At 60.6% G+C, this 18,020-nt stretch carries 21 protein-coding genes and 1 tRNA gene; 12 read left to right on the top strand and 10 right to left on the bottom strand.

The window, feature by feature from the left end:
- Positions 1-96: 96 nt before the first annotated feature.
- Positions 97-837: a FadR/GntR family transcriptional regulator gene (locus RV1423_RS12775; RefSeq protein ID WP_034297054.1), complete on the bottom strand. Its 741-nt coding sequence runs from the start codon at positions 835-837 to the stop codon at positions 97-99.
- A 453-nt stretch (positions 838-1,290) separates the two neighbouring features.
- Between RV1423_RS12775 and cysT the strand changes: the two genes are divergently transcribed.
- The 4 genes from cysT to RV1423_RS12755 are packed head-to-tail and all read left to right on the top strand — an operon-like array spanning position 1,291 to position 5,082.
- Positions 1,291-2,148, top strand: coding sequence for a sulfate ABC transporter permease subunit CysT (cysT, locus tag RV1423_RS12770; protein WP_034297052.1), 858 nt, complete (start codon positions 1,291-1,293; stop codon positions 2,146-2,148).
- Position 2,149: 1 nt separating this feature from the next.
- Positions 2,150-3,058, top strand: a complete 909-nt coding sequence (cysW, locus tag RV1423_RS12765; protein WP_051516659.1) for a sulfate ABC transporter permease subunit CysW — start codon at positions 2,150-2,152, stop codon at positions 3,056-3,058.
- 3 nt (positions 3,059-3,061) lie between these two features.
- A complete protein-coding gene (locus RV1423_RS12760) occupies positions 3,062-4,150 on the top strand; it encodes a sulfate/molybdate ABC transporter ATP-binding protein (protein WP_034297048.1) in 1,089 nt (362 codons plus the stop codon).
- The gene (locus RV1423_RS12755) at positions 4,147-5,082 is read left to right on the top strand and encodes a CysB family HTH-type transcriptional regulator (RefSeq protein ID WP_034297047.1); all 936 of its coding nucleotides are present in this window, start codon (positions 4,147-4,149) and stop codon (positions 5,080-5,082) included. Before RV1423_RS12760 ends, RV1423_RS12755 begins: the two co-directional genes overlap by 4 nt.
- 40 nt (positions 5,083-5,122) lie before the next feature.
- Here RV1423_RS12755 and RV1423_RS12750 read toward each other — a convergent pair whose 3' ends face one another.
- The gene (locus RV1423_RS12750) at positions 5,123-6,139 is read right to left on the bottom strand and encodes an SDR family oxidoreductase (RefSeq protein WP_034297046.1); all 1,017 of its coding nucleotides are present in this window, start codon (positions 6,137-6,139) and stop codon (positions 5,123-5,125) included.
- Between the two features lie 99 nt (positions 6,140-6,238).
- Here RV1423_RS12750 and RV1423_RS12745 point away from each other — a divergent pair, with 99 nt between their 5' ends.
- On the top strand, positions 6,239-7,150 hold the full coding sequence (locus RV1423_RS12745; RefSeq protein WP_034297044.1) for a LysR family transcriptional regulator: 912 nt from the start codon (positions 6,239-6,241) through the stop codon (positions 7,148-7,150).
- Positions 7,147-7,785, top strand: a complete 639-nt coding sequence (locus RV1423_RS12740) for a tRNA-uridine aminocarboxypropyltransferase (protein ID WP_034297043.1) — start codon at positions 7,147-7,149, stop codon at positions 7,783-7,785. Before RV1423_RS12745 ends, RV1423_RS12740 begins: the two co-directional genes overlap by 4 nt.
- Here RV1423_RS12740 and RV1423_RS12735 read toward each other — a convergent pair.
- Positions 7,769-8,233 carry an Lrp/AsnC family transcriptional regulator gene (locus tag RV1423_RS12735; protein WP_034297041.1) on the bottom strand — a complete coding sequence of 155 codons (465 nt, stop codon included), beginning with the start codon at positions 8,231-8,233 and terminating at the stop codon, positions 7,769-7,771. The genes RV1423_RS12740 and RV1423_RS12735 overlap by 17 nt on opposite strands.
- Before the next feature lie 134 nt (positions 8,234-8,367).
- On the opposite strand from RV1423_RS12735, the gene RV1423_RS12730 reads away from it, so the two are divergent.
- Both RV1423_RS12730 and rocF read left to right on the top strand, forming a co-directional pair.
- Complete coding sequence (locus tag RV1423_RS12730) at positions 8,368-9,444, top strand: ornithine cyclodeaminase (RefSeq protein ID WP_034297040.1); 1,077 nt, start codon at positions 8,368-8,370, stop codon at positions 9,442-9,444.
- Positions 9,445-9,458: 14 nt separating this feature from the next.
- On the top strand, positions 9,459-10,367 hold the full coding sequence (gene rocF / locus RV1423_RS12725) for an arginase (protein ID WP_034297038.1): 909 nt from the start codon (positions 9,459-9,461) through the stop codon (positions 10,365-10,367).
- A gap of 19 nt (positions 10,368-10,386) precedes the next feature.
- On the opposite strand, the gene RV1423_RS12720 is transcribed toward rocF, so the two are convergent.
- The 4 genes from RV1423_RS12720 to RV1423_RS12705 all read right to left on the bottom strand — a co-directional run bounded on the left by RV1423_RS12720 (position 10,387) and on the right by RV1423_RS12705 (position 13,719).
- Positions 10,387-11,421: a quinone-dependent dihydroorotate dehydrogenase gene (locus RV1423_RS12720; protein ID WP_034297036.1), complete on the bottom strand. Its 1,035-nt coding sequence runs from the start codon at positions 11,419-11,421 to the stop codon at positions 10,387-10,389.
- 121 nt (positions 11,422-11,542) lie between these two features.
- Positions 11,543-12,271, bottom strand: a complete 729-nt coding sequence (locus RV1423_RS12715; protein WP_034297033.1) for an arginyltransferase — start codon at positions 12,269-12,271, stop codon at positions 11,543-11,545.
- Between the two features lie 135 nt (positions 12,272-12,406).
- Positions 12,407-13,129: a leucyl/phenylalanyl-tRNA--protein transferase gene (gene aat / locus RV1423_RS12710; RefSeq protein ID WP_034297031.1), complete on the bottom strand. Its 723-nt coding sequence runs from the start codon at positions 13,127-13,129 to the stop codon at positions 12,407-12,409.
- 14 nt (positions 13,130-13,143) lie between these two features.
- Complete coding sequence (locus tag RV1423_RS12705; RefSeq protein WP_034297028.1) at positions 13,144-13,719, bottom strand: NUDIX hydrolase; 576 nt, start codon at positions 13,717-13,719, stop codon at positions 13,144-13,146.
- Between the two features lie 248 nt (positions 13,720-13,967).
- Here RV1423_RS12705 and RV1423_RS12700 point away from each other — a divergent pair.
- Positions 13,968-14,044, top strand: a tRNA-Met gene (locus tag RV1423_RS12700).
- A 3-nt stretch (positions 14,045-14,047) separates the two neighbouring features.
- Positions 14,048-14,419 carry a hypothetical protein gene (locus RV1423_RS29810; protein WP_155835100.1) on the top strand — a complete coding sequence of 124 codons (372 nt, stop codon included), beginning with the start codon at positions 14,048-14,050 and terminating at the stop codon, positions 14,417-14,419.
- 784 nt (positions 14,420-15,203) lie between these two features.
- On the opposite strand, the gene RV1423_RS12695 is transcribed toward RV1423_RS29810, so the two are convergent.
- Both RV1423_RS12695 and RV1423_RS12690 read right to left on the bottom strand, forming a co-directional pair.
- On the bottom strand, positions 15,204-15,410 hold the full coding sequence (locus RV1423_RS12695; RefSeq protein ID WP_155835099.1) for a hypothetical protein: 207 nt from the start codon (positions 15,408-15,410) through the stop codon (positions 15,204-15,206).
- Positions 15,411-15,551: 141 nt separating this feature from the next.
- Entirely contained in the window at positions 15,552-15,896 is a 345-nt protein-coding gene (locus RV1423_RS12690; protein WP_155835098.1) for a hypothetical protein, read from the bottom strand.
- 161 nt (positions 15,897-16,057) lie between these two features.
- Between RV1423_RS12690 and aroQ the strand changes: the two genes are divergently transcribed.
- Complete coding sequence (gene aroQ, locus RV1423_RS12685) at positions 16,058-16,642, top strand: gamma subclass chorismate mutase AroQ (RefSeq protein WP_034297253.1); 585 nt, start codon at positions 16,058-16,060, stop codon at positions 16,640-16,642.
- 7 nt (positions 16,643-16,649) lie between these two features.
- Here aroQ and RV1423_RS12680 read toward each other — a convergent pair whose 3' ends face one another.
- On the bottom strand, positions 16,650-17,420 hold the full coding sequence (locus RV1423_RS12680) for a M15 family metallopeptidase (RefSeq protein ID WP_231502242.1): 771 nt from the start codon (positions 17,418-17,420) through the stop codon (positions 16,650-16,652).
- A gap of 218 nt (positions 17,421-17,638) precedes the next feature.
- Between RV1423_RS12680 and RV1423_RS12675 the strand changes: the two genes are divergently transcribed.
- Positions 17,639-17,881 carry a hypothetical protein gene (locus RV1423_RS12675; protein WP_034297249.1) on the top strand — a complete coding sequence of 81 codons (243 nt, stop codon included), beginning with the start codon at positions 17,639-17,641 and terminating at the stop codon, positions 17,879-17,881.
- Positions 17,882-18,020 lie beyond the last annotated feature (139 nt).

Here is an 18,020-nt window from a genome sequence, read left to right as displayed (position 1 = left end):
TCGTCTCCTCATTTCCAATGTCTTGCTTGGCTACCGTCGAATCCTTGGCTTTTGCGGCTTCTGGGGGATTGCGAGGCAGCGCTCGTTCTGAATCCTCTATTCCGTGTGGTGCGGCAGGTAGGCCTTGCCGCCGCCCCAGCCGCGCGAGAACTCGGTGGTCACGCGTTCGAGATGGGCGTGCATCGCCTTGCGCGCGCCTTCGGGGTCGCGGTCGACGATGGCTTGCAGGATGCGCCGATGGTCGACCAGCGTCTGCTGGCGCAACTCTTCGGTATGGAAGTGTTCTTCCATCTTGATCCACAGGCGGCCGCGCTGGTTCCACAGGTTTTCGATCACGCTGACCAGGGCGCTGTTGCCGGTGGCGCGGGCAATCGAGAGGTGGAAGCTGCGGTCGGCTTCTTCATTGTTGGGGCGGTCGTGATAGAAGCGCTCCATGTCGTTGAGCGCGCGCAGGATGGCGTCAAGCGCGCCGTCGGTGGCCATGCGCGCGGCGATCGCGGCGACTTCGCCTTCGATCAGGCAGCGCGCCGACAGGATCTCGAACGGGCCCGGCCCGATCTCCTGGATGGCCGGCGCCGCGCCTTTCTTTTCAATCACGTAAATCCCCGAACCGCCGCGCACTTCGATGATGCCGGTCAGCTCCAGGGCGATCAGCGCCTCGCGCACCGAGGCGCGGCTGACCTTGAGCCGGGTGGCCAGATCGCGTTCCGACGGCAGGCGTTCGCCGGGATGGATTTGCTCGTCGCGGATATACGCCTGGATGCTGTCGGCGACCACGCGATACAGCCGCGTTTCGGGAGCGCTGAGTTCGGCAAGGGCAGTGACGGTTTTGAGCATGGCGAGCTTGTCAGGTGATCGCTAAAAAATTGGTCAGGCCATTCTAGGTTGGCCTGACCAATATTGCAATATGGTCTGGCCGATTTATTTTTTGGTTGACCGATGTGAGAGTTTGTAAGGCTTGCAGACGTATTGAAACGTAAATACAGATGTGAAAAGTGGTTGACCAGTTTTGTTTTTGATTGGTGATCAGTCGTCTGATGACTATAGCTGAAGCCGCTTTCAAGGAAAAGGGGAAATGTGTTCTCAGGTTTGCTTCAGCCGCTTTTGCCCCATTCCGTTATGCACAAAACTTCTATGGACATGCAAAAAAATTCGTTCTCTTTATAACAATGCGATGAGAATATCGGCATTCATTAGTCGTATTTGTAATAAGGCGACGCCAACCTGTTGCCGATCAAGCACGCTGCGCAGTTGCGTTGCCGGCCGATCCAAGAACAAGGAAGTACTAGCGTGACTGTTTCCATCGCAGCCAACAAGAAAGCGCCGTTCCGAGTGTTGCCGGGCTTCCGCCTGTCGCTCGGTTTTACGCTGTTCTATCTCACCCTGATCGTGCTGATTCCCTTGTCGGCGGTGTTTCTCAAGACCTTCACCATGACCTGGGATGCCTTCGTCAGCGCGGTGACCTCGCCGCGCGTGATGGCGTCGTACCGGCTGACCTTCGGCGCATCGCTGCTGGGTGCGTTGATCAATGTGATTTTCGGCGGCATCGTGGCCTGGGTGCTGGTGCGCTACAAGTTTCCCGGCAAGCGCATCGTCGACGCGCTGGTCGACCTGCCGTTCGCCTTGCCGACGGCGGTGGCGGGTATTGCGCTGACCACGCTGTATTCGCAGAACGGCTGGATCGGCCGCTATCTGGAGCCGCTCGGCATCAAGGTCGCCTTTACGCCGTTGGGCGTGCTGGTGGCTCTGACTTTCATCGGTTTGCCGTTTGTCGTGCGCACTGTCCAGCCCGTGCTGGAAGACGCCGAGCGCGAACTGGAAGAGGCCGCCGCCAGTCTCGGCGCCTCGCGTCTGCAGACGTTTGCGCGCGTGATTTTCCCGACGGTGTTTCCGGCCCTGCTGACCGGTTTCGCGCTGGCTTTCGCCCGCGCCACCGGCGAGTACGGTTCGGTGGTGTTCATCGCCGGCAACATGCCGATGGTGTCGGAAATCACGCCGCTGTTCATCATCACCAAGCTGGAGCAATACGATTACACCGGCGCGACGGCGATTGCCGTGGTGATGCTGGTCGTGTCGTTCGCCTTGCTGCTGACCATTAACCTGTTGCAAGCCTGGGTCCGCAAGCGCGGCCAGGCCGAGAAAGTCTGATATGAGCGCCGTCATCACTCCCGGCATCAATGCCGCACCGTCGCGCGGAGAGCCCGCCCATGCGCCGGCCGCCACGCTGGAGCCGGCTTGGGTACGCATCCTGCTGATTGCGATTGCCTTCCTCTTCCTGACGCTGTTCCTGTTCGTGCCGCTGGTGGCGGTGTTTTACGAAGGGCTGAAGAAGGGCCTGGACGTCTATATCGATTCGATCGTCGAACCGGATGCCTGGTCGGCGATCAAGCTGACCTTGCTGACCGCGGCGATTGCAGTGCCGCTGAACCTGGTGTTCGGCGTGGCGGCGGCGTGGTCGATCGCCAAATTTGAATTCCGCGGCAAGAACATCCTGCTGACGCTGATCGACCTGCCGTTCTCGGTGTCGCCGGTGATTTCGGGCCTGATCTATGTGCTGCTGTTCGGCCTGCAAGGCTATTTCGGACCGTGGCTGCGCGAGCATGACATCAAGATCCTGTTCGCCGTGCCGGGCATCGTGCTGGCGACGGTGTTCGTGACCTTCCCGTTTGTGGCGCGCGAGCTGATCCCGTTGATGCAGTCGCAGGGCAGCGAAGAGGAAGAGGCCGCGCTGGTGCTGGGGGCATCCGGCTGGAAGACCTTCCGCCACGTGACGCTGCCCAACATCAAATGGGGCCTGCTGTACGGCGTGATCCTGTGCAACGCCCGCGCCATGGGCGAGTTCGGCGCGGTGTCGGTGGTGTCCGGCCACATCCGCGGCGAGACCAACACGATTCCGCTGCAGGTGGAAATCCTCTACAACGAATTCAACATCGTCGGCGCTTTCGCCGTGGCGTCGCTGCTGGCCTTCCTGGCGCTGGTGACGCTGGCGATCAAGACCTTTATCGAATGGCGCCTGCACAAGCAGTTGGCGGCCAATATCGTCCCGGATCAGGAGTAAGTCATGAGCATCGAAGTCAAGGACATCAACAAGCGCTTCGGCAATTTCGTCGCGCTCAACAACGTCTCGCTGAATTTCCCGGCGGGGGAATTGACAGCCTTGCTGGGGCCGTCCGGCTGCGGCAAGACCACGCTGTTGCGTATCATCGCGGGGCTGGAATCGCCTGATTCCGGCCAGGTGCTGCTCGACGGCGAGGACGCCTCGGCGCGCCACGTGCGCGAACGCCAGGTCGGTTTCGTGTTCCAGCATTACGCCTTGTTCAAGCATATGACGGTGTTCGAGAACATCGCCTTCGGCCTGCGCGTCAAACCGCGCAGCCGGCGTCCGTCGGAAGCGCAGATCCGCGAAAAGGTCACGAGCCTGCTCGAACTGGTGCAGCTCGACTGGCTGGCCGATCGCTACCCGCCGCAGTTGTCCGGCGGCCAGCGTCAGCGCATCGCGCTGGCGCGCGCATTGGCGGTGGAACCGCGCGTGCTGCTGCTGGATGAGCCGTTCGGCGCGTTGGATGCCAAGGTGCGCAAGGAATTGCGCCGCTGGTTGCGCCGCCTGCATGACGAGTTGCAGGTCACCAGTATTTTCGTCACGCATGACCAGGAAGAGGCATTGGAAGTCGCCGACCAGATCGTGCTGATGAACAAGGGCAACGTCGAACAGATCGGTTCGCCCGGCGAGGTCTACAACCATCCGGCATCGCCTTTCGTGTACGGCTTTCTCGGCAACGTCAACCTGTTCCACGGCCGCGTGCATGAAGGCGTGCTCGACGCCGGCGGCATCACCTTCGATGCGCCCGATCACGCGCAGGCGCAGGATGAAAAGGGCATCGGCTACGTGCGTCCGCACGACCTCGACGTCGACCGTTATTCGCCCGGCGTGGAAGGCATCGTGGTCCAGCTCAGGCGCTCGCACGCCATCGGTCCGCTGGCGCAACTGGAACTGGAGCGCGACGACAATGCCCAGTTGATCGAGGCCGTCATTTCCAATGAACGCTTTGCCCAATTGAACCTGAAAGATGGCGAAACCCTGGTGGTGCGTCCGCGCCGCCTGCATGTTTTCGTCGAGGATACCGTTTCCCGGAATAAGGATGCACGATGAATTTCCAGCAACTACGCTCCATTCGCGAAGCCGCGCGTTGCGGTTTCAACCTGACGGAAGTCGCCAACGTCCTGTTCACCTCGCAACCGGGCGTAAGCCGCCAGATCCGCGAGCTGGAGGAGGAACTCGGCGTCGAGATCTTCGAGCGCAACGGCAAGCGCCTGACCGGCCTGACCGAGCCGGGCAAGGGCATCCTGCACATCATCGAACGCCTGCTGCTGGAAGCGGAAAACCTGCGCCAGGCCAGCCAGGAATACGCCGGCGAGCAAAGCGGCACGCTGACCATTGCGACCACGCACACGCAGGCGCGCTATGTCTTGCCGCGCGTGGTGCAGGCGTTCCGCGCGGCCTTTCCGCAAGTGCGCATCGCGCTCCAGCAAAGCGCGCCCGAGCATATCGCCGAATGGGTGATGTCGGGCAAGGCCGACGTCGGCATCGCGACCGAGGGCCTGAGTCAGTTCAAGGATCTGGTGTCGTTCCCCTGCTATACCTGGCACCACGTGGTGGTCGTGCCGCAAGGCCATCCGCTGCTGTCGCTCAAGCATCCGGTCACGCTGGAAGAGCTGGCGGCGCATTCGCTGATTACCTATGACGTCGGCTTTACCGGCCGCGGCCATATCGACGACGCCTTCCGCACTGCCGGCATCGACAAGGACATCGTCCTGACGGCCATGGACTCGGACGTGATCCAGCAGTACGTGGCGCTCGGCTTGGGCGTGGGCATCGTTGCCTCGATGGCGATCGAGCAGGGCAAGCATCACGGTCTGGAAGCGATCGAAGCGTCGCACCTGTTTGCCTCCAACGTCACGCGCCTGGCGGTGCGTCGCGGCGCCTACCTGCGCGCTTACACTTACGACTTCATCCTGCAGTTCGCGCCGGAGTTGAAGCGCGCCGATATTGTCGCTGCGCTCAACGAGCCGACCGGGCATTGAGCCGACGCAAGCCTGCCGTTGAAACCATCTTCAACCGCCTTCATTTGAAGGCGGTTTTGTTTTGGGCGATATAAGTATCGGTCGCCGGCGCCGCGGGCAGGCAGCCCAGGCCTTGCAAGGTGGCGTGCACGGCTTCGTCGAGCGGCGTGTGCGGCTCGCTGCCGAGCACTTGCAGCAGGCGCGTATTATCCATGCGCACCGGCTGCTGCCACAGGTAGCGCATCTCCTTCATTTCCCTGAACAGCGGCACGAAAGGCGCCGCCGGTCCCAGCAGCCACCACGGGAAGCTGCGTACCGGCAGCCTGGCGTTGCCGAGCGCACGGCGGATGGCGGCGATCATCTGCATGCCGTCGGCGTCCCAGTGGCCGGCCATCTGGAAGCGTGCGAACGCATCGAGCGATTGTTCGCGCTCCACCAGGCGCATCATGGTTTCCGCCAGGTCGGGCAGATAAGTCCATTGATGGCCGAGGCCGGCCTTGCCGGGATAGATAATCGACGTCGGCGTCTTGCCGGGCTTGACCAAGGCTTGCGAAAACCAGTTGTTGCCGGCCTGCGGACCGAAAAAATCCCCGGCGCGCACGATCAGGCCGCGTACGCCGTCGCCCGATGCCGCTTGCAGGCGGCGCTCCATTTCCACGCGGATCGCGCCTTTGCGCGTGACCGGATGCTGCGGCGACATTTCGTTGAGATCGGGCAAGGCATCCGGGCCGTAGTTGTAGACCGTGCCCGGCAACAGGATGCGTGCGCCGAACGCCTTGGCGGCGGCGATGCTGTTGTCCATCATCGGCAGCACCAGTTCGGCCCAGCGCTGGTAGCCGGGCGGATTGACCGCGTGGACGATCAGGTCGGCGCCGCGTGCGGCCGCGACCACATCGGCGCGCTGCATGGCATCGCCCGCTATCCACTCGAACGTGTTCATGCCGGGCCGTGCGGCCATGCCTTCTGCATCGCGGTGCAGGGCACGCACATGCCAGCCGCGCGTCAGCAGCTTGCGGGCCATTTCGCCGCCGATGCCGCCGGTCACGCCGAGAACCAATGCAGTTTTTCCGTTTGCCATGATGCGTTCCTTTGTTGTGGAGTAAAGACTGCCCCAGTGTCGGGTAAATTCAGGCTAAATGGAATTGGTTAAAAGTATCGAGATGCTATACTTATTTGTATGGCTAAACAAAATACCGCCGATCCGGGCTGGGAGTTGTATCGCTCCTTTCTGGCCGTGCTCAACGAGGGCTCGCTCTCGGCGGCGGCGCGTTCGCTCGGCCTGACCCAGCCGACCATCGGCCGCCATGTCGACGCGCTGGAGCAGGCGGTCGGCTTTGCCTTGTTCATCCGCTCCCAGCACGGCTTCATGCCGACCGAAGCAGCGTTGAGTCTGCAGCCTTATGCCGAGAGTCTGGCGGCGACGACGGCGGCGTTGCTGCGCGCGGCTTCGGCGCATGGCGGGCAGGGCGAGCAGGTGCGCGGCACCGTGCGCATTACCGCCAGCGAAGTGGTCGGAGCGGAAATCCTGCCGGCCATCCTGGTCCGGCTCAAGCAGGCGCACCCGGAACTGACGGTGGAACTGGCGTTGTCGAATCGCGTCGAGGACTTGCTCAAGCGCGAGGCTGACATTGCGGTGCGCATGCTCAGGCCGACGCAGGAAGTGCTGGTGGCACGCCGCGCCGGCGCCATCGAGTTGGGATTGCATGCGCACAAGGATTACCTGGCGCGGCGCGGGACGCCCAGAAACATGGAGCAACTGAGCGGACACACGGTGATCGGTTTCGACAAGGAAACCGCCTTCATCCGCAACGTCGCCAAGGACATGCCCGCAGTGCGCCGCAGCCGGTTCGCGCTGCGCACCGACAGCGATCTCGCGCAACTGGCGATGTTACGCGCCGGTTACGGCATTGGCTTTTGCCAGGCGCCGCTGGCGCGCCGCGACGGCAATCTGGTGCGCCTGCTGCCGAAGCAGTGCTCCCTCAAGCTCGATACCTGGGTGGCGATGCATGAAGACTTGCGCAACAGCGCGCGCGTGAGCGTGACCTTCGATGCGCTGGTGGCGGGTTTGCAGGAATACATCGCTCAATGAGCGGCGCTCCGCCTCGCAAGCGTCCGGTGTGCCCGCGTTGCCTGCGTGCGCAGAGCAGTTGCATCTGCCATTGGATACGCTCGCTGGCGTCGCAGACGCAGGTGCTGATTTTGCAGCATCCGCTGGAAATCCATCAGGCCAAGGGCAGCGGCAGGCTACTGCATCTCAGTCTGGAAGGAAGCGTGCTGGTCGTCGGCGAACAATTTGAGGAGGGGCGGTTGCGGGCATTGTTGTCTGCCTCGGAGGCGGGGCAGGCGATCCAGCCGCTGCTGTTGTATCCGCGGACGCCGGGCGACCGGCAAGTTGCGCTGTTGCCGGACTTGGCCATCCCGTCGCGCCTGCGCCTGGTGATCCTCGACGCCACCTGGCGCAAAAGCCGCAAGATGCTGCACCTGAATCCTTTGCTGCAAACGTTGCCGCGCTTGCCGCTGAGCGATCCTCCTGCTTCGCAATACCGTATCCGCAAGGCCCATCGCGCCGATCAGTTGTCCACGCTGGAAGCGGCTTGCCATGCGCTGGCGCAACTGGAGCAAAATGCAGCGCGCTATTTGCCGTTGTTGCAGGCCTTCGACGGCTTTGTCGACCAGCAGGCCGCCTACGTTCCGGCCGGGGACGAATTCAACGATCCAGCGTAATCGGCAAGCCCGACAGCGGCTTGACTTCTTCCAGGCAAATCATCGAACGCAAGCCGGCCACGCCCGGCACCTGCATCAGGCGATCGGTGAGGAAATGCGACAGGCTTTTGAGATCGTGCGACACCACTTTGAGCAAGTAGTCGAAATCGCCGGAAATCGTGTAGCACTCGATGATTTCCGGGAACGCCCGAATCACGCTTTCCACCTCGCGTACCTGTTTGAACTGGGCGCGGTCCAGCGACAGGGCGACAAACGCCGTGACATCCAGTCCGACGGCGGAAGGCGCCACCAGGGCGGCGTAACGGCGTATCACGCCCTGTTCTTCCAGTACGCGCACGCGGCGCAGGCATTGCGGCGGCGACAGGTGGATGTTGTCGGAGAGGTCGACGTTGCTCATGCGGCCGTCGTTTTGCAGCAATTCAAGGATCTTGACGTCGAGTTTATCCATGGAATCTCCTTGATATGAAACAAAGCTGCACAACTATGTCATTGAATATAGGATAAAGAAAGCAAATTTCCAATGTTCATCTGTAAAATTTCTCATATTGAAGCAAGCGGAGACGCCTCGTTGCGCCACTCATCATGATCAAGTACATCGGAACCCGGGAATTGAAGTCCTTTCTTGCCGCACGCCCGGTCGAGCGCGTTATCGAGACGCTGGCAGGCTATATCAAGGCAGACTACTTGCGCTGGCAACAGTTCGACAAAACGGCGCGCACGGCGAGCCATTCGACGGTCGGCGTGATTGAATTGATGCCGATTTCGGACTGCCGGCTGTATGCGTTCAAATATGTGAACGGGCATCCCGGCAACACCTCGCAGGGTTTGCTGACGGTCACCGCATTCGGCGTGCTGGCCGATGTCGCCAGCGGCTATCCGCGCCTGCTCAGTGAACTGACGCTGACCACGGCATTGCGCACGGCGGCGACGTCGGTGCTGGCGGCAAGGCACATGGCGCGGCCCGACAGTCGTATCATGTCCTTGATCGGCAATGGCGCGCAGAGTGAGTTTCAGGCGATTGCTTTTCACCGCCTGCTCGGCATCGAAGAGTTGCGCGTGTTCGACGTCGATCCCGCAGCCACACAGAAACTGTGCCGCAATCTGGCCGCGTATCCGGACTTGCGCATCGTGCGCGCCGGCAGTGCCGCCGAGGCGGTGCGCGGCGCGGACATCGTCACCACCGTGACGGCGGACAAGCGCAGGGCCGTGATCGTTACGCCCGACATGATCGAAGCCGGCACGCACATCAACGCCGTCGGCGGCGATTGCCCGGGCAAGACCGAATTGCATCGCGATGTGTTGGACAAGGCGCGCGTGATCGTGGAGTTCGAGCCGCAATCGCGCATCGAGGGCGAGCTGCAGCAAATGCCGGCGGACTTTGCCGTGACCGAGTTGTGGCAGGTTTTGTCGGGCGCCGCGGTCGGACGCGGCAGCGAGGCCGAGGTGACGGTGTTCGACTCGGTGGGTTTCGCGCTGGAGGATTTTTCGGCGCTGCGCTATCTGGACGAACAGCTCGGCGACGAGCATGCGCAACATATCGACCTCGTGCCGGAACTGGCCGATCCGAAGGATTTGTACGGCGCCGCCATGAATGGCGGTTTGGGTGGTCCGATGACGGCTGAAACATTGCAGGCGGCGCAGGCATTGCTGCACGCCTGAACCAAGGAAAATATATGAAAGAAATCAGACTGATCGGCGCACCCACAGATATCGGCGCTGGCCGCCGAGGTGCATCGATGGGGCCGGAAGCCCTGCGCGTGGCAAACCTGCAGCAGGCCTTGCAGCAGTATGGCCTGCGAGTGGCGGACGGCGGCGACGTGAACGGTCCGCCCAACCCGCAGCAAGGGCCGGTCGGCGGCTTTCGTCATCTGGAACAGGTTGCGGCTTGGAACCGTCAGGTGCATGAAGCGGTGTACGGCGCCTTGCATCAGGGACAGTTGCCGGTCTTGCTGGGCGGCGACCATGCGCTGGCGATCGGTTCGATTGCGGCGGTGGCGCAGTATTGCCGCGAACAGGGAAAGAAGCTGCTGGTGCTGTGGCTGGACGCCCATGCCGACGCCAACACCAATACCTCGACGCCGACCGGCAATATCCACGGCATGCCGGTAAGCTGCCTGCTCGGCATCGGTCCGGAACAATTGACAGGCATCGGCGGCAAGGTGCCGGCGCTGGCGCCGGACGCCATCCGCCAGATTGGCATCCGCAGCGTCGACCGCGAAGAAAAGCAGCACCTGCGCGAACTCGGCCTGCGCGTCTACGACATGCGCCATATCGACGAGTATGGCATGCGCGTCGCCATGGAACAGGCCTTGGCCGGCATCGATGTGGACACGCATCTGCATGTGAGTTTCGACATCGATTTTCTCGATCCGGCGGTGGCGCCGGGCGTCGGCACGGCGGTGCCGGGCGGCCCGACCTATCGCGAGACCCAGTTGTGCATGGAAATGATCGCCGACACCGGACGCCTGGCGTCGCTCGACGTGATGGAACTCAATCCGGCCTGCGATGTGCGCAATCAGACAGCGGAACTGGTTGTCGAACTGGTCGAAAGCCTGTTTGGAAAATCGACGCTGATCAGATGAAGATCTTGCGTCGATCCGTTCAACGCAAGGCGTCGGCGCATTCCTTGACCAGCGCCGGACCTCGATAGATCAGGCCCGAATACAATTGCACCAGCGAGGCCCCGGCTTGGATCTTTGCCTTGGCGTCGCTGCCGCTGAGGATGCCGCCGACGCCGATGATAGGCAGGGCGTCGCCGAGTTCGGCCTTGAGGCCGCGCACCACCTGGTTCGACAATTCAAACACCGGCGCGCCCGACAGGCCGCCGGTTTCGTCGGCATATTGCAAGCCCTTGACGGCGTCGCGCGTGATGGTGGTGTTGGTGGCGATGACGCCGTCGAGTTTGTGGCGCAGCAGCGCGTCGGCGATGTTCTTGATCTGTTCGCTGTCGATGTCCGGGGCAATCTTCAACACCACCGGCACGTAGCGCTTGTGCCGGTCGGCCAGGCGCTGCTGCGCGTCTTTCAGTTGCGACAGCAGGGCGTCGAGTTCGGATGCGTCTTGCAACTGACGCAGGTTCTTGGTGTTGGGCGAGGAAATGTTAACCGTGACGTAGCTGGCGTAGGGATAGACCTTTTCCAGGCAGTGCAGATAATCGTCGGCGGCGCGTTCGATCGGCGTGTCGGCGTTCTTGCCGATGTTCAGGCCGAGCACGCCCTGTTTGTTCTGATAAAAACGCGAGGCCTGCACGTTGGCGACGAAGGCGTCGACGCCGCCGTTGTTGAACCCCATCCGGTTGATGATCGCATGCGCGGCGGGCAGGCGGAACATGCGCGGCCTCGGGTTGCCCGGCTGCGCGCGCGGTGTGACCGTGCCGATTTCAATCGAGCCAAAACCCAGCGCCGCCAGACCGTCGATGTAAGAGCCGTCCTTGTCCAGGCCGGCAGCGAGGCCGATTGGGTTGGGAAAGGTGATGCCCATGACCGTGCGCGGATCGGCGGCGGGTTTGCTGATGAAGTCGGTCAGGCCGAGCGCGGCGGCGCGGCGTAGTGCAGGCAGCGTCAGGTGATGGGCGGTTTCCGCATCGAGGGAAAACAGCAGGGGACGGGCAAGGGCGTAGAGGAATTTGTCGGACACGATAGTCGGCTGGAGAGAAAAGTGCCGCTATTTTAACGTGTTCCGAGGTGCTTTCCGACGGAAATGGCTTGCCGGAAACGATCGCTTATTTGAATCATCCCGAGGGTGACAATCGGCCCGGTTACTCGCGCAATTCGCTCCAGTTGCCGTTCTGCAATGCTTCCAGGGGCTGGAAATTGGTCTTGTAGGCCATCTTGGCGCTTTCCTTGATCCAATAGCCCAGGTACACGTAGGGAATGCCGAGCAGGCGGGCCTGTTCGATTTGCCACAGGACATTGTAGGTGCCGTAGGACGAGCCTTCGACATCGGGATCGTAGAAAGTGTAGACCGATGATAAACCGTCATCAAGCACGTCGATGATGCTGATCATGCGCAAGGCGCCGCCTGGTTCGCGGAATTCGACCAGGCGCGTGTTGACCTTGCTTTGCAGCAGGAATTGCGCGTATTGGTCGCGGCTGTCATGGTCCATGCCGCCGCCGGCGTGCCGCACCGACTGGTAGCGCAGGTACAGTTCGTAATGCTCGTAGGCATAGGTCAGGTTGGTGACCAGCGTCACCAGTTGCCGGTTCTTGTTCCAGGCGCGGCGCTGGCTGCGGTTGGGCACGAATTCGGCGGTCTTGATGCGCACCGGCGTGCAGGCGTGGCAGCCGTCGCAATAGGGGCGGTAGGTGAAGATGCCGCTGCGGCGGAAACCGGTCTTGACCAATTCGGAATAGACGTCGGCGTTGATCAGGTGCGACGGCGTGGCGACTTGCGAGCGGGCTTGCTGGTTGTCCAGATAACTACAGGGATAGGGAGCCGTTGCATAAAACTGCAACGTCGAAAACGGCAGGTCTTTAAGGTGCGTCATGTGCGTCCTGTTGTGCAGTCACTGGCAGTCACTTCGCTGTGCGCCGGGTGTTCGGCCCGTGTAACGATTGCGTCACGATTACCAGTAATTTACACTACTTTTCCGCGTCGGTAACAGTGCCTGCCGCAAGGGTTTTCACGCATGGGGAAACAGGTCCAGCGGATGCCAGAATCCGATCTGCGGCGCCTCGATGGCCTGGCGCAGGTGCGCGATGAATTCGCTGCGCGGAATGGGAATGGCGCCCAGCGACGCCAGGTGCGGGGTCTCCTGCTGGCAATCGATCATCTGCACGCCGTGCCGGCGCAGGAAATGCACCAGATAGGCCAGCGCCACTTTGGAGGCGTCGGTCACGCGCGCGAACATCGATTCGCCGTAAAACATCTGGCCGATGGACACGCCATAGGCGCCGCCGACCAGCTTTCCCTCCAGCCAGACCTCCGAAGAGTGGGCATAGCCGGCGCGGTGCAGGCCGCAATAGCCATCGACGATATCCTTGGAAATCCAGGTGCCGACTTCACCCCGGCGTGGCCCGGCGCAGGCGCGCATGACTTCCCGGAACGCCGAATCGAAGCGCACCTCCCAACGCTTGTCGGTATGGCGGCTGCGCTCCACCTTGCGCAAGGTTTTTTTCAGGCTGTCGGAAATGATGAAACGGTCGGTATACAGCACCATGCGCGGATCGGTGCTCCACCACAGGATGGGCTGGCCTTCGGAGAACCACGGGAAGATGCCGTGGCGATAAGCGTCCAGCAAGCGTTGCGGCGACAGGTCGGCGCCGGCGGCGAGCAAGCCAGCCGGCTCGGTCAGGGCCTTGGAGACATCCGGGAAGGGCGAGTCGACATCCAGCCAGGAAATCATGCGTGGCCCCGCGTTTACTCGGCTTGCGTCATGCGTTTGCGAATGTCGTCGGTATGCAGGCCGAAGCCGCCATCGCCGGTCCTGACTTTGGCGAAGTCGGAAAAAAAGGCGCGCAATGTGTACTCGACGGTGGGAAAAGCGATGTCCGGCCAGGGGATTTCGTCTTCCTTGAACAGGGCCACTTCCAGGCTTTCGGTGCCGGCGGCGTAATCGAGATCGAGCAGTTCGGCGAGATAGAAGAAATGCACCTGATGCACGTGCGGTACATTGATCAGCGAGAACAGCGGGCCCAACTCGATGCGCGCGCCGGCTTCTTCTTCGGTTTCGCGCACGGCGGCATCGGTGGTGGTCTCGCCGTTTTCCATGAAACCGGCCGGCAGCGTCCAGTAGCCGTAACGCGGTTCGATGGCGCGCCGGCACAGCAGCACGCGCACTTCGCCGTCACGCTTCCATGCCGGAATCGAACCGATCACCATCTTGGGATTTTGGTAATGAATGGCGCCGCAATTGCTGCATACGTAGCGAGGGCGATTGTCATCTGGAGGAATCTGCAAGGAAACCGGATGAGCGCATTCAGAACAAAATTTCATAAAAGACTGTGGGCGTATTTTTGTAGGAATGTCCGAAGGCGACCAATTGCGCCATCGTGGAATGGATATTTCATGGCAAAGCGCGGTAGAAGTGTATCACTGTCGTCAGCAGGGACACTTTTTTATCGGTCGCGTGCGTGGCAACGCAGCCCGCAGCAAGGCGAACGGAGGCATTCAGCGATAATGAAAGTATTCGCCCTGTTCATTTGCATAGTTCGGATATATGTCGTATAATCTTTTTCTTCAGACGCGGGGTGGAGCAGTCTGGCAGCTCGTCGGGCTCATAACCCGAAGGTCGTAGGTTCAAATCCTGCCCCCGCAACCAAATTTGTCTAAAACCGTTGATAGCCTTGGCTCTCAGCGGTTTTTTGCATTTCGGGCGGTGTGCCACAAAGTGAGCCACCTCGCCATGCCACAAATCAAAGCCCCTCGGCTGTACCGCAACCGTTGCGGTGTTTTCTATTTCCGCCTCAAAACCGCCCAACAAGACCGCAAGGTCAGCCTTCGCACGAAATGCCCGGTGACTGCTAACATTGTTGCTTTGCAATTGAATGCAGTCATTGAACGGGGTCGGGCAATGAATAAGAACTCAAATAATCCGAACGTTGTGGACTTCAATTTCAATCTGGACGACATCCGTCGATACGAAATTGAAGTGGGCGGCATCAAAATCAAAGCAGATGGACCGCAAAACGCGTGATGTAATATCGCGGATCGACTTTTTTCAGTGTTTCGGGGATGAGGCCGCTCCGATTGTCTGCCAAGATCGTCAGTTCCACATTGAATCCATCCAGAAAAACGAAAGCCCGCTCCGTGGCTTCCATCGCTCTTCGTCCTTCTATCCAAAGCTTGCGAGTGGATATCCAGAGACCGAAGGTTAATAATGCCATCAAGACATTGAAAATAGTTTGCAAGACATCAAGAGGTTTCGAGTCATCTTTCGAAGACGGGGGCGAGACTGTTGCATCTTCTTTATCGGCAACGGCTTTGGATGCTATTGATCGGAGGGAATCTCACGGAAGCCTCGACAGCCGCGTAACTGATCGCCAAGGCGATCAAGGTTGAGTAAAACAGATATTTCCTCATACGGCCCCCCAATTGGCTATTGTTGTGGGGTCATCATACGGAGAGAGTTGAAAACTGGACGGTGGTGAGAAGCGAGGGGCGAGGCTTTCGTTGGGCAGGTCACTCTTCTTGAAATTGTAGGAATGCGACTCGCATCAGCTCTGTCCCTGTGGCGATATCGAGTTTCTGTTTGATGTGCTAGCAGTATGCCTCAATTGTGTTGGGCGAAACGTTGAACTCGCGAGCGATGTCCGATTTCTTGAGTGTAGCCCAGTTCGTGCTGTCTTAAGATAGCTTGGGACAACTTCTAACTTGAATTGTGCCGTGTATTTCGTCAATGAAAAACCCCGAAAGTGGGGAGCCAACTTTCGGGGTTCAGTTCGCGCCGAGGTCTTTTCTATCTCAGCTTGCAGAGCTTATCAAGCAGTCGTCTTGGCTCCATCGCCGTTTTGCACGATCGCCGTGGTCGAGCCGGTTTTCGATGTGGAGTTCACGTCGGTCTTGATGTCGCCGCCCGCATTGGCCATCAGTTTGGCAAAATCGACAGTGGATTTGTGTTTTGTGGCAGCTTGCTGCGCGTGGACAGTGGCAGCGGCTGTGCTCGATGAAACGGTATTGGTCGTCATGGTGGTCACCTCTATAGAAAGACGAGTTCGTGGTCGGTTCCAGCGAGGCCAGTATAGGCGAGGAAATCGGAGCGGTTGATGGCGTGCCGTGAAACTTACACAGCTTTACGTTCATGACATGCTGGCGTCTTTTCTTCGCAACTACGCCTCGTCTTCCGCCGCCAACGCAAGCATTTCCTCATAGGCGGACTGCGCGGCCCGGCGATATGCAGGCGATTCGCGGCGACGTTCGTCGGCGGCCAGTTGCTGCATCTCTTTGTATGCGCGATCGGCTCGCTGGCGAGCGGCCGTCGATGGTATCTGTGCGCGTTGCGTTGCGGTAGGCGCGGCGGTTCCGGGGCGGCGCTGCGGGCGCGGTGCCGGAGGTGTGGAAGGCGCGTCCGGGCGGGTCAGCCAGGCGACGAGGACCGGCAGCAGCAGTATCGGCCAGATCAAAAAAAGGAATTGCATGACGGCATTGGCGGGTTGAATGAACATGCCATGCATTGTCCGCAGTCCCGGCGCCGGACAATATAGGAAAAATCTCAAACTCGATTTCGGGAGAGTGAAGCCGACGGCAGGCCTTTCCTGTTCGCACGGAAAGCGACGTTAGCCAGTTTTATGTTCCAATGGCGGCTTCCTGTTTCCTGAAAGTGAAAGAGAAAACGATGACCTCTTTTCGTTGCTTGCCGTGGATCGCCGGCCTGATGCAGGCTCTCGCATTGTCGCTGATATTGGCGGCTTGCCAGTCCATGCCGGCGAAGCCGGGCGTCGCCGACCGGCAGAAAATCGATCATCTGCTGACGCTCATCGATCAGCGCCTGGATGTGGCGGCGAAGGTGGCGCAGTCGAAGTGGAACTCCGGCGCGCCGATCAATGACCCCGTACGCGAGCGGCAGATCCTGGACGATCTCACGGCATCGCTGCAAGATGCCGGCGACGCCGACAAGGCGTTCATGCGCCGCTTCTTCCAGGCGCAATTCGATGCCGGAAAGATCATTCAACTGACCCTGCACGCGCAATGGCGGCGGGAAGCGCATGCGCGTTTCGCCAATCCTCCCGATCTGGCGCGCGATATTCGTCCCGAACTGGATCGGCTCACGCCCTTGCTGATTGCGGCGTTGAATCAGGTGCGGCCATTGTTGCCGCAGGCGTCGGCAAAGCAGTACCTGTATCAGCGCGGCGCTGCGCTGGTGCGGGGCGACGCCGATGGCGCCGTGCGAACGGAAGCGTTGCGCGTTCTATTGGAGTAGCGTCGGTTCAGCGCTTGTTTCGTCCGGCGCAGGCTTTTTGCCGCACGGACAAGCCGGGCAGGGCGGTTATATCGTCACGCTTCAGGCAAGCGCGATAAGCCTCGGCATAAGACCGGAATTCGGCGCGTGCGGCGGCGGTCGGCAGATCAAGCAGGCGCTTGATGAAATCGCGGCTGCCGATTTCGAAGTGCTGGTAGTCGATCGGCTGTTTCCAGTACCCCCCCCAGACCAGGAAGCCGTGCCGGAAGAAGACATCCCGCACTGCTTCCGCCATGCCCGGCCGAGGCTTGCGCGTCACGTAATCCGGATTTGCCGCAGGCGGCAGCACGACGGTGTCTTGCGCGGCATTCTTGCCGATATAAGGATTCTGCAAGGGATTGATGTCGATCGCGACGCCATAGGCATGCTTGGACCATGCGCCGCCGCCGGTCATCGGACGGCCGTTGAATGCCGAGGTATTGTTGTCCCGCATCGAGGCTTCGTCGTCGCCCCGGTACGCCTCCAGCGGTTGCGCCATCTGCAACGGAAATCCGCGCGCCAGCAGTTCGTCGAAGATGTCTTGCACCTGCGGCGCGACGGCGTCGAGGACGACGACGCGCCCATCATCGTGCAGCTTGCCCTGGAAATCGCGATAACGGAACGAGACTTGCGCCAGACGCGCACAGGGTGCCGGATTCTCCGCGCTGAGCACCTTGGTTTCTTGCATCCGTGCACATTGCTGCGGTGTCAACGGCGCAACGCCGGCCGCTGCGCCGGTGCAGGACATCAGTGCCGCCATGGCGGGGAAAATGATCTTTGGAAAATGAGGGAATGGCAGCGGCATGCGATGGCGGACAGGAAATTATCGAAAGATTTCGTCGCGAATACTTACGCAAAGATGCGTCATTCTCCTACAAGACGCTACCTTTGTGGCGGGAACGATTGAAGACGAGGGTATCTAAATTTGTGGAGGTACTTGTCGTACCCATTCGTGTTCAACAACTCTTGGAGGCATCTATGTTAGTACGCCACGCAGTGTTAGCTTCGGTCATGTTCACGGCCCTTCTGGCCGGTTGCAACAAGCGCGATGAGGCGCCGTCAACACCCGCCGCCAGCGATTCATCGAGCGCCGCGCCGGCGCCGGCCGTGCCCAGCCCGCCAGCCATTGCGCCGCCGCCAGCACCGGACGCCGGCAGCAACGCAACCCCGCCAGCGACACCCCCGGCTGACAGCAGTACGAATACCGACAAGAAGCCCTAAGGAAACGATACAGGGAAAGACCCTGCATACGGGCGCTTCAGGCACCTCAAAAATATTGTGGATGTGTTTGGAATAAATGCGAACTTTGTTCGCACGAGGGAATCCTAAAAATGGTTGAACTGTTCCTTCAACCTCCCTC

This window comes from Herbaspirillum sp. RV1423 (assembly GCF_000577615.1).
In the GTDB taxonomy this organism is placed as follows: Bacteria; Pseudomonadota; Gammaproteobacteria; order Burkholderiales; family Burkholderiaceae_D; genus Herbaspirillum.
Note: the sequence above shows the minus strand (reverse complement) of the source record. Positions and strands in the feature narration are given on the sequence as shown.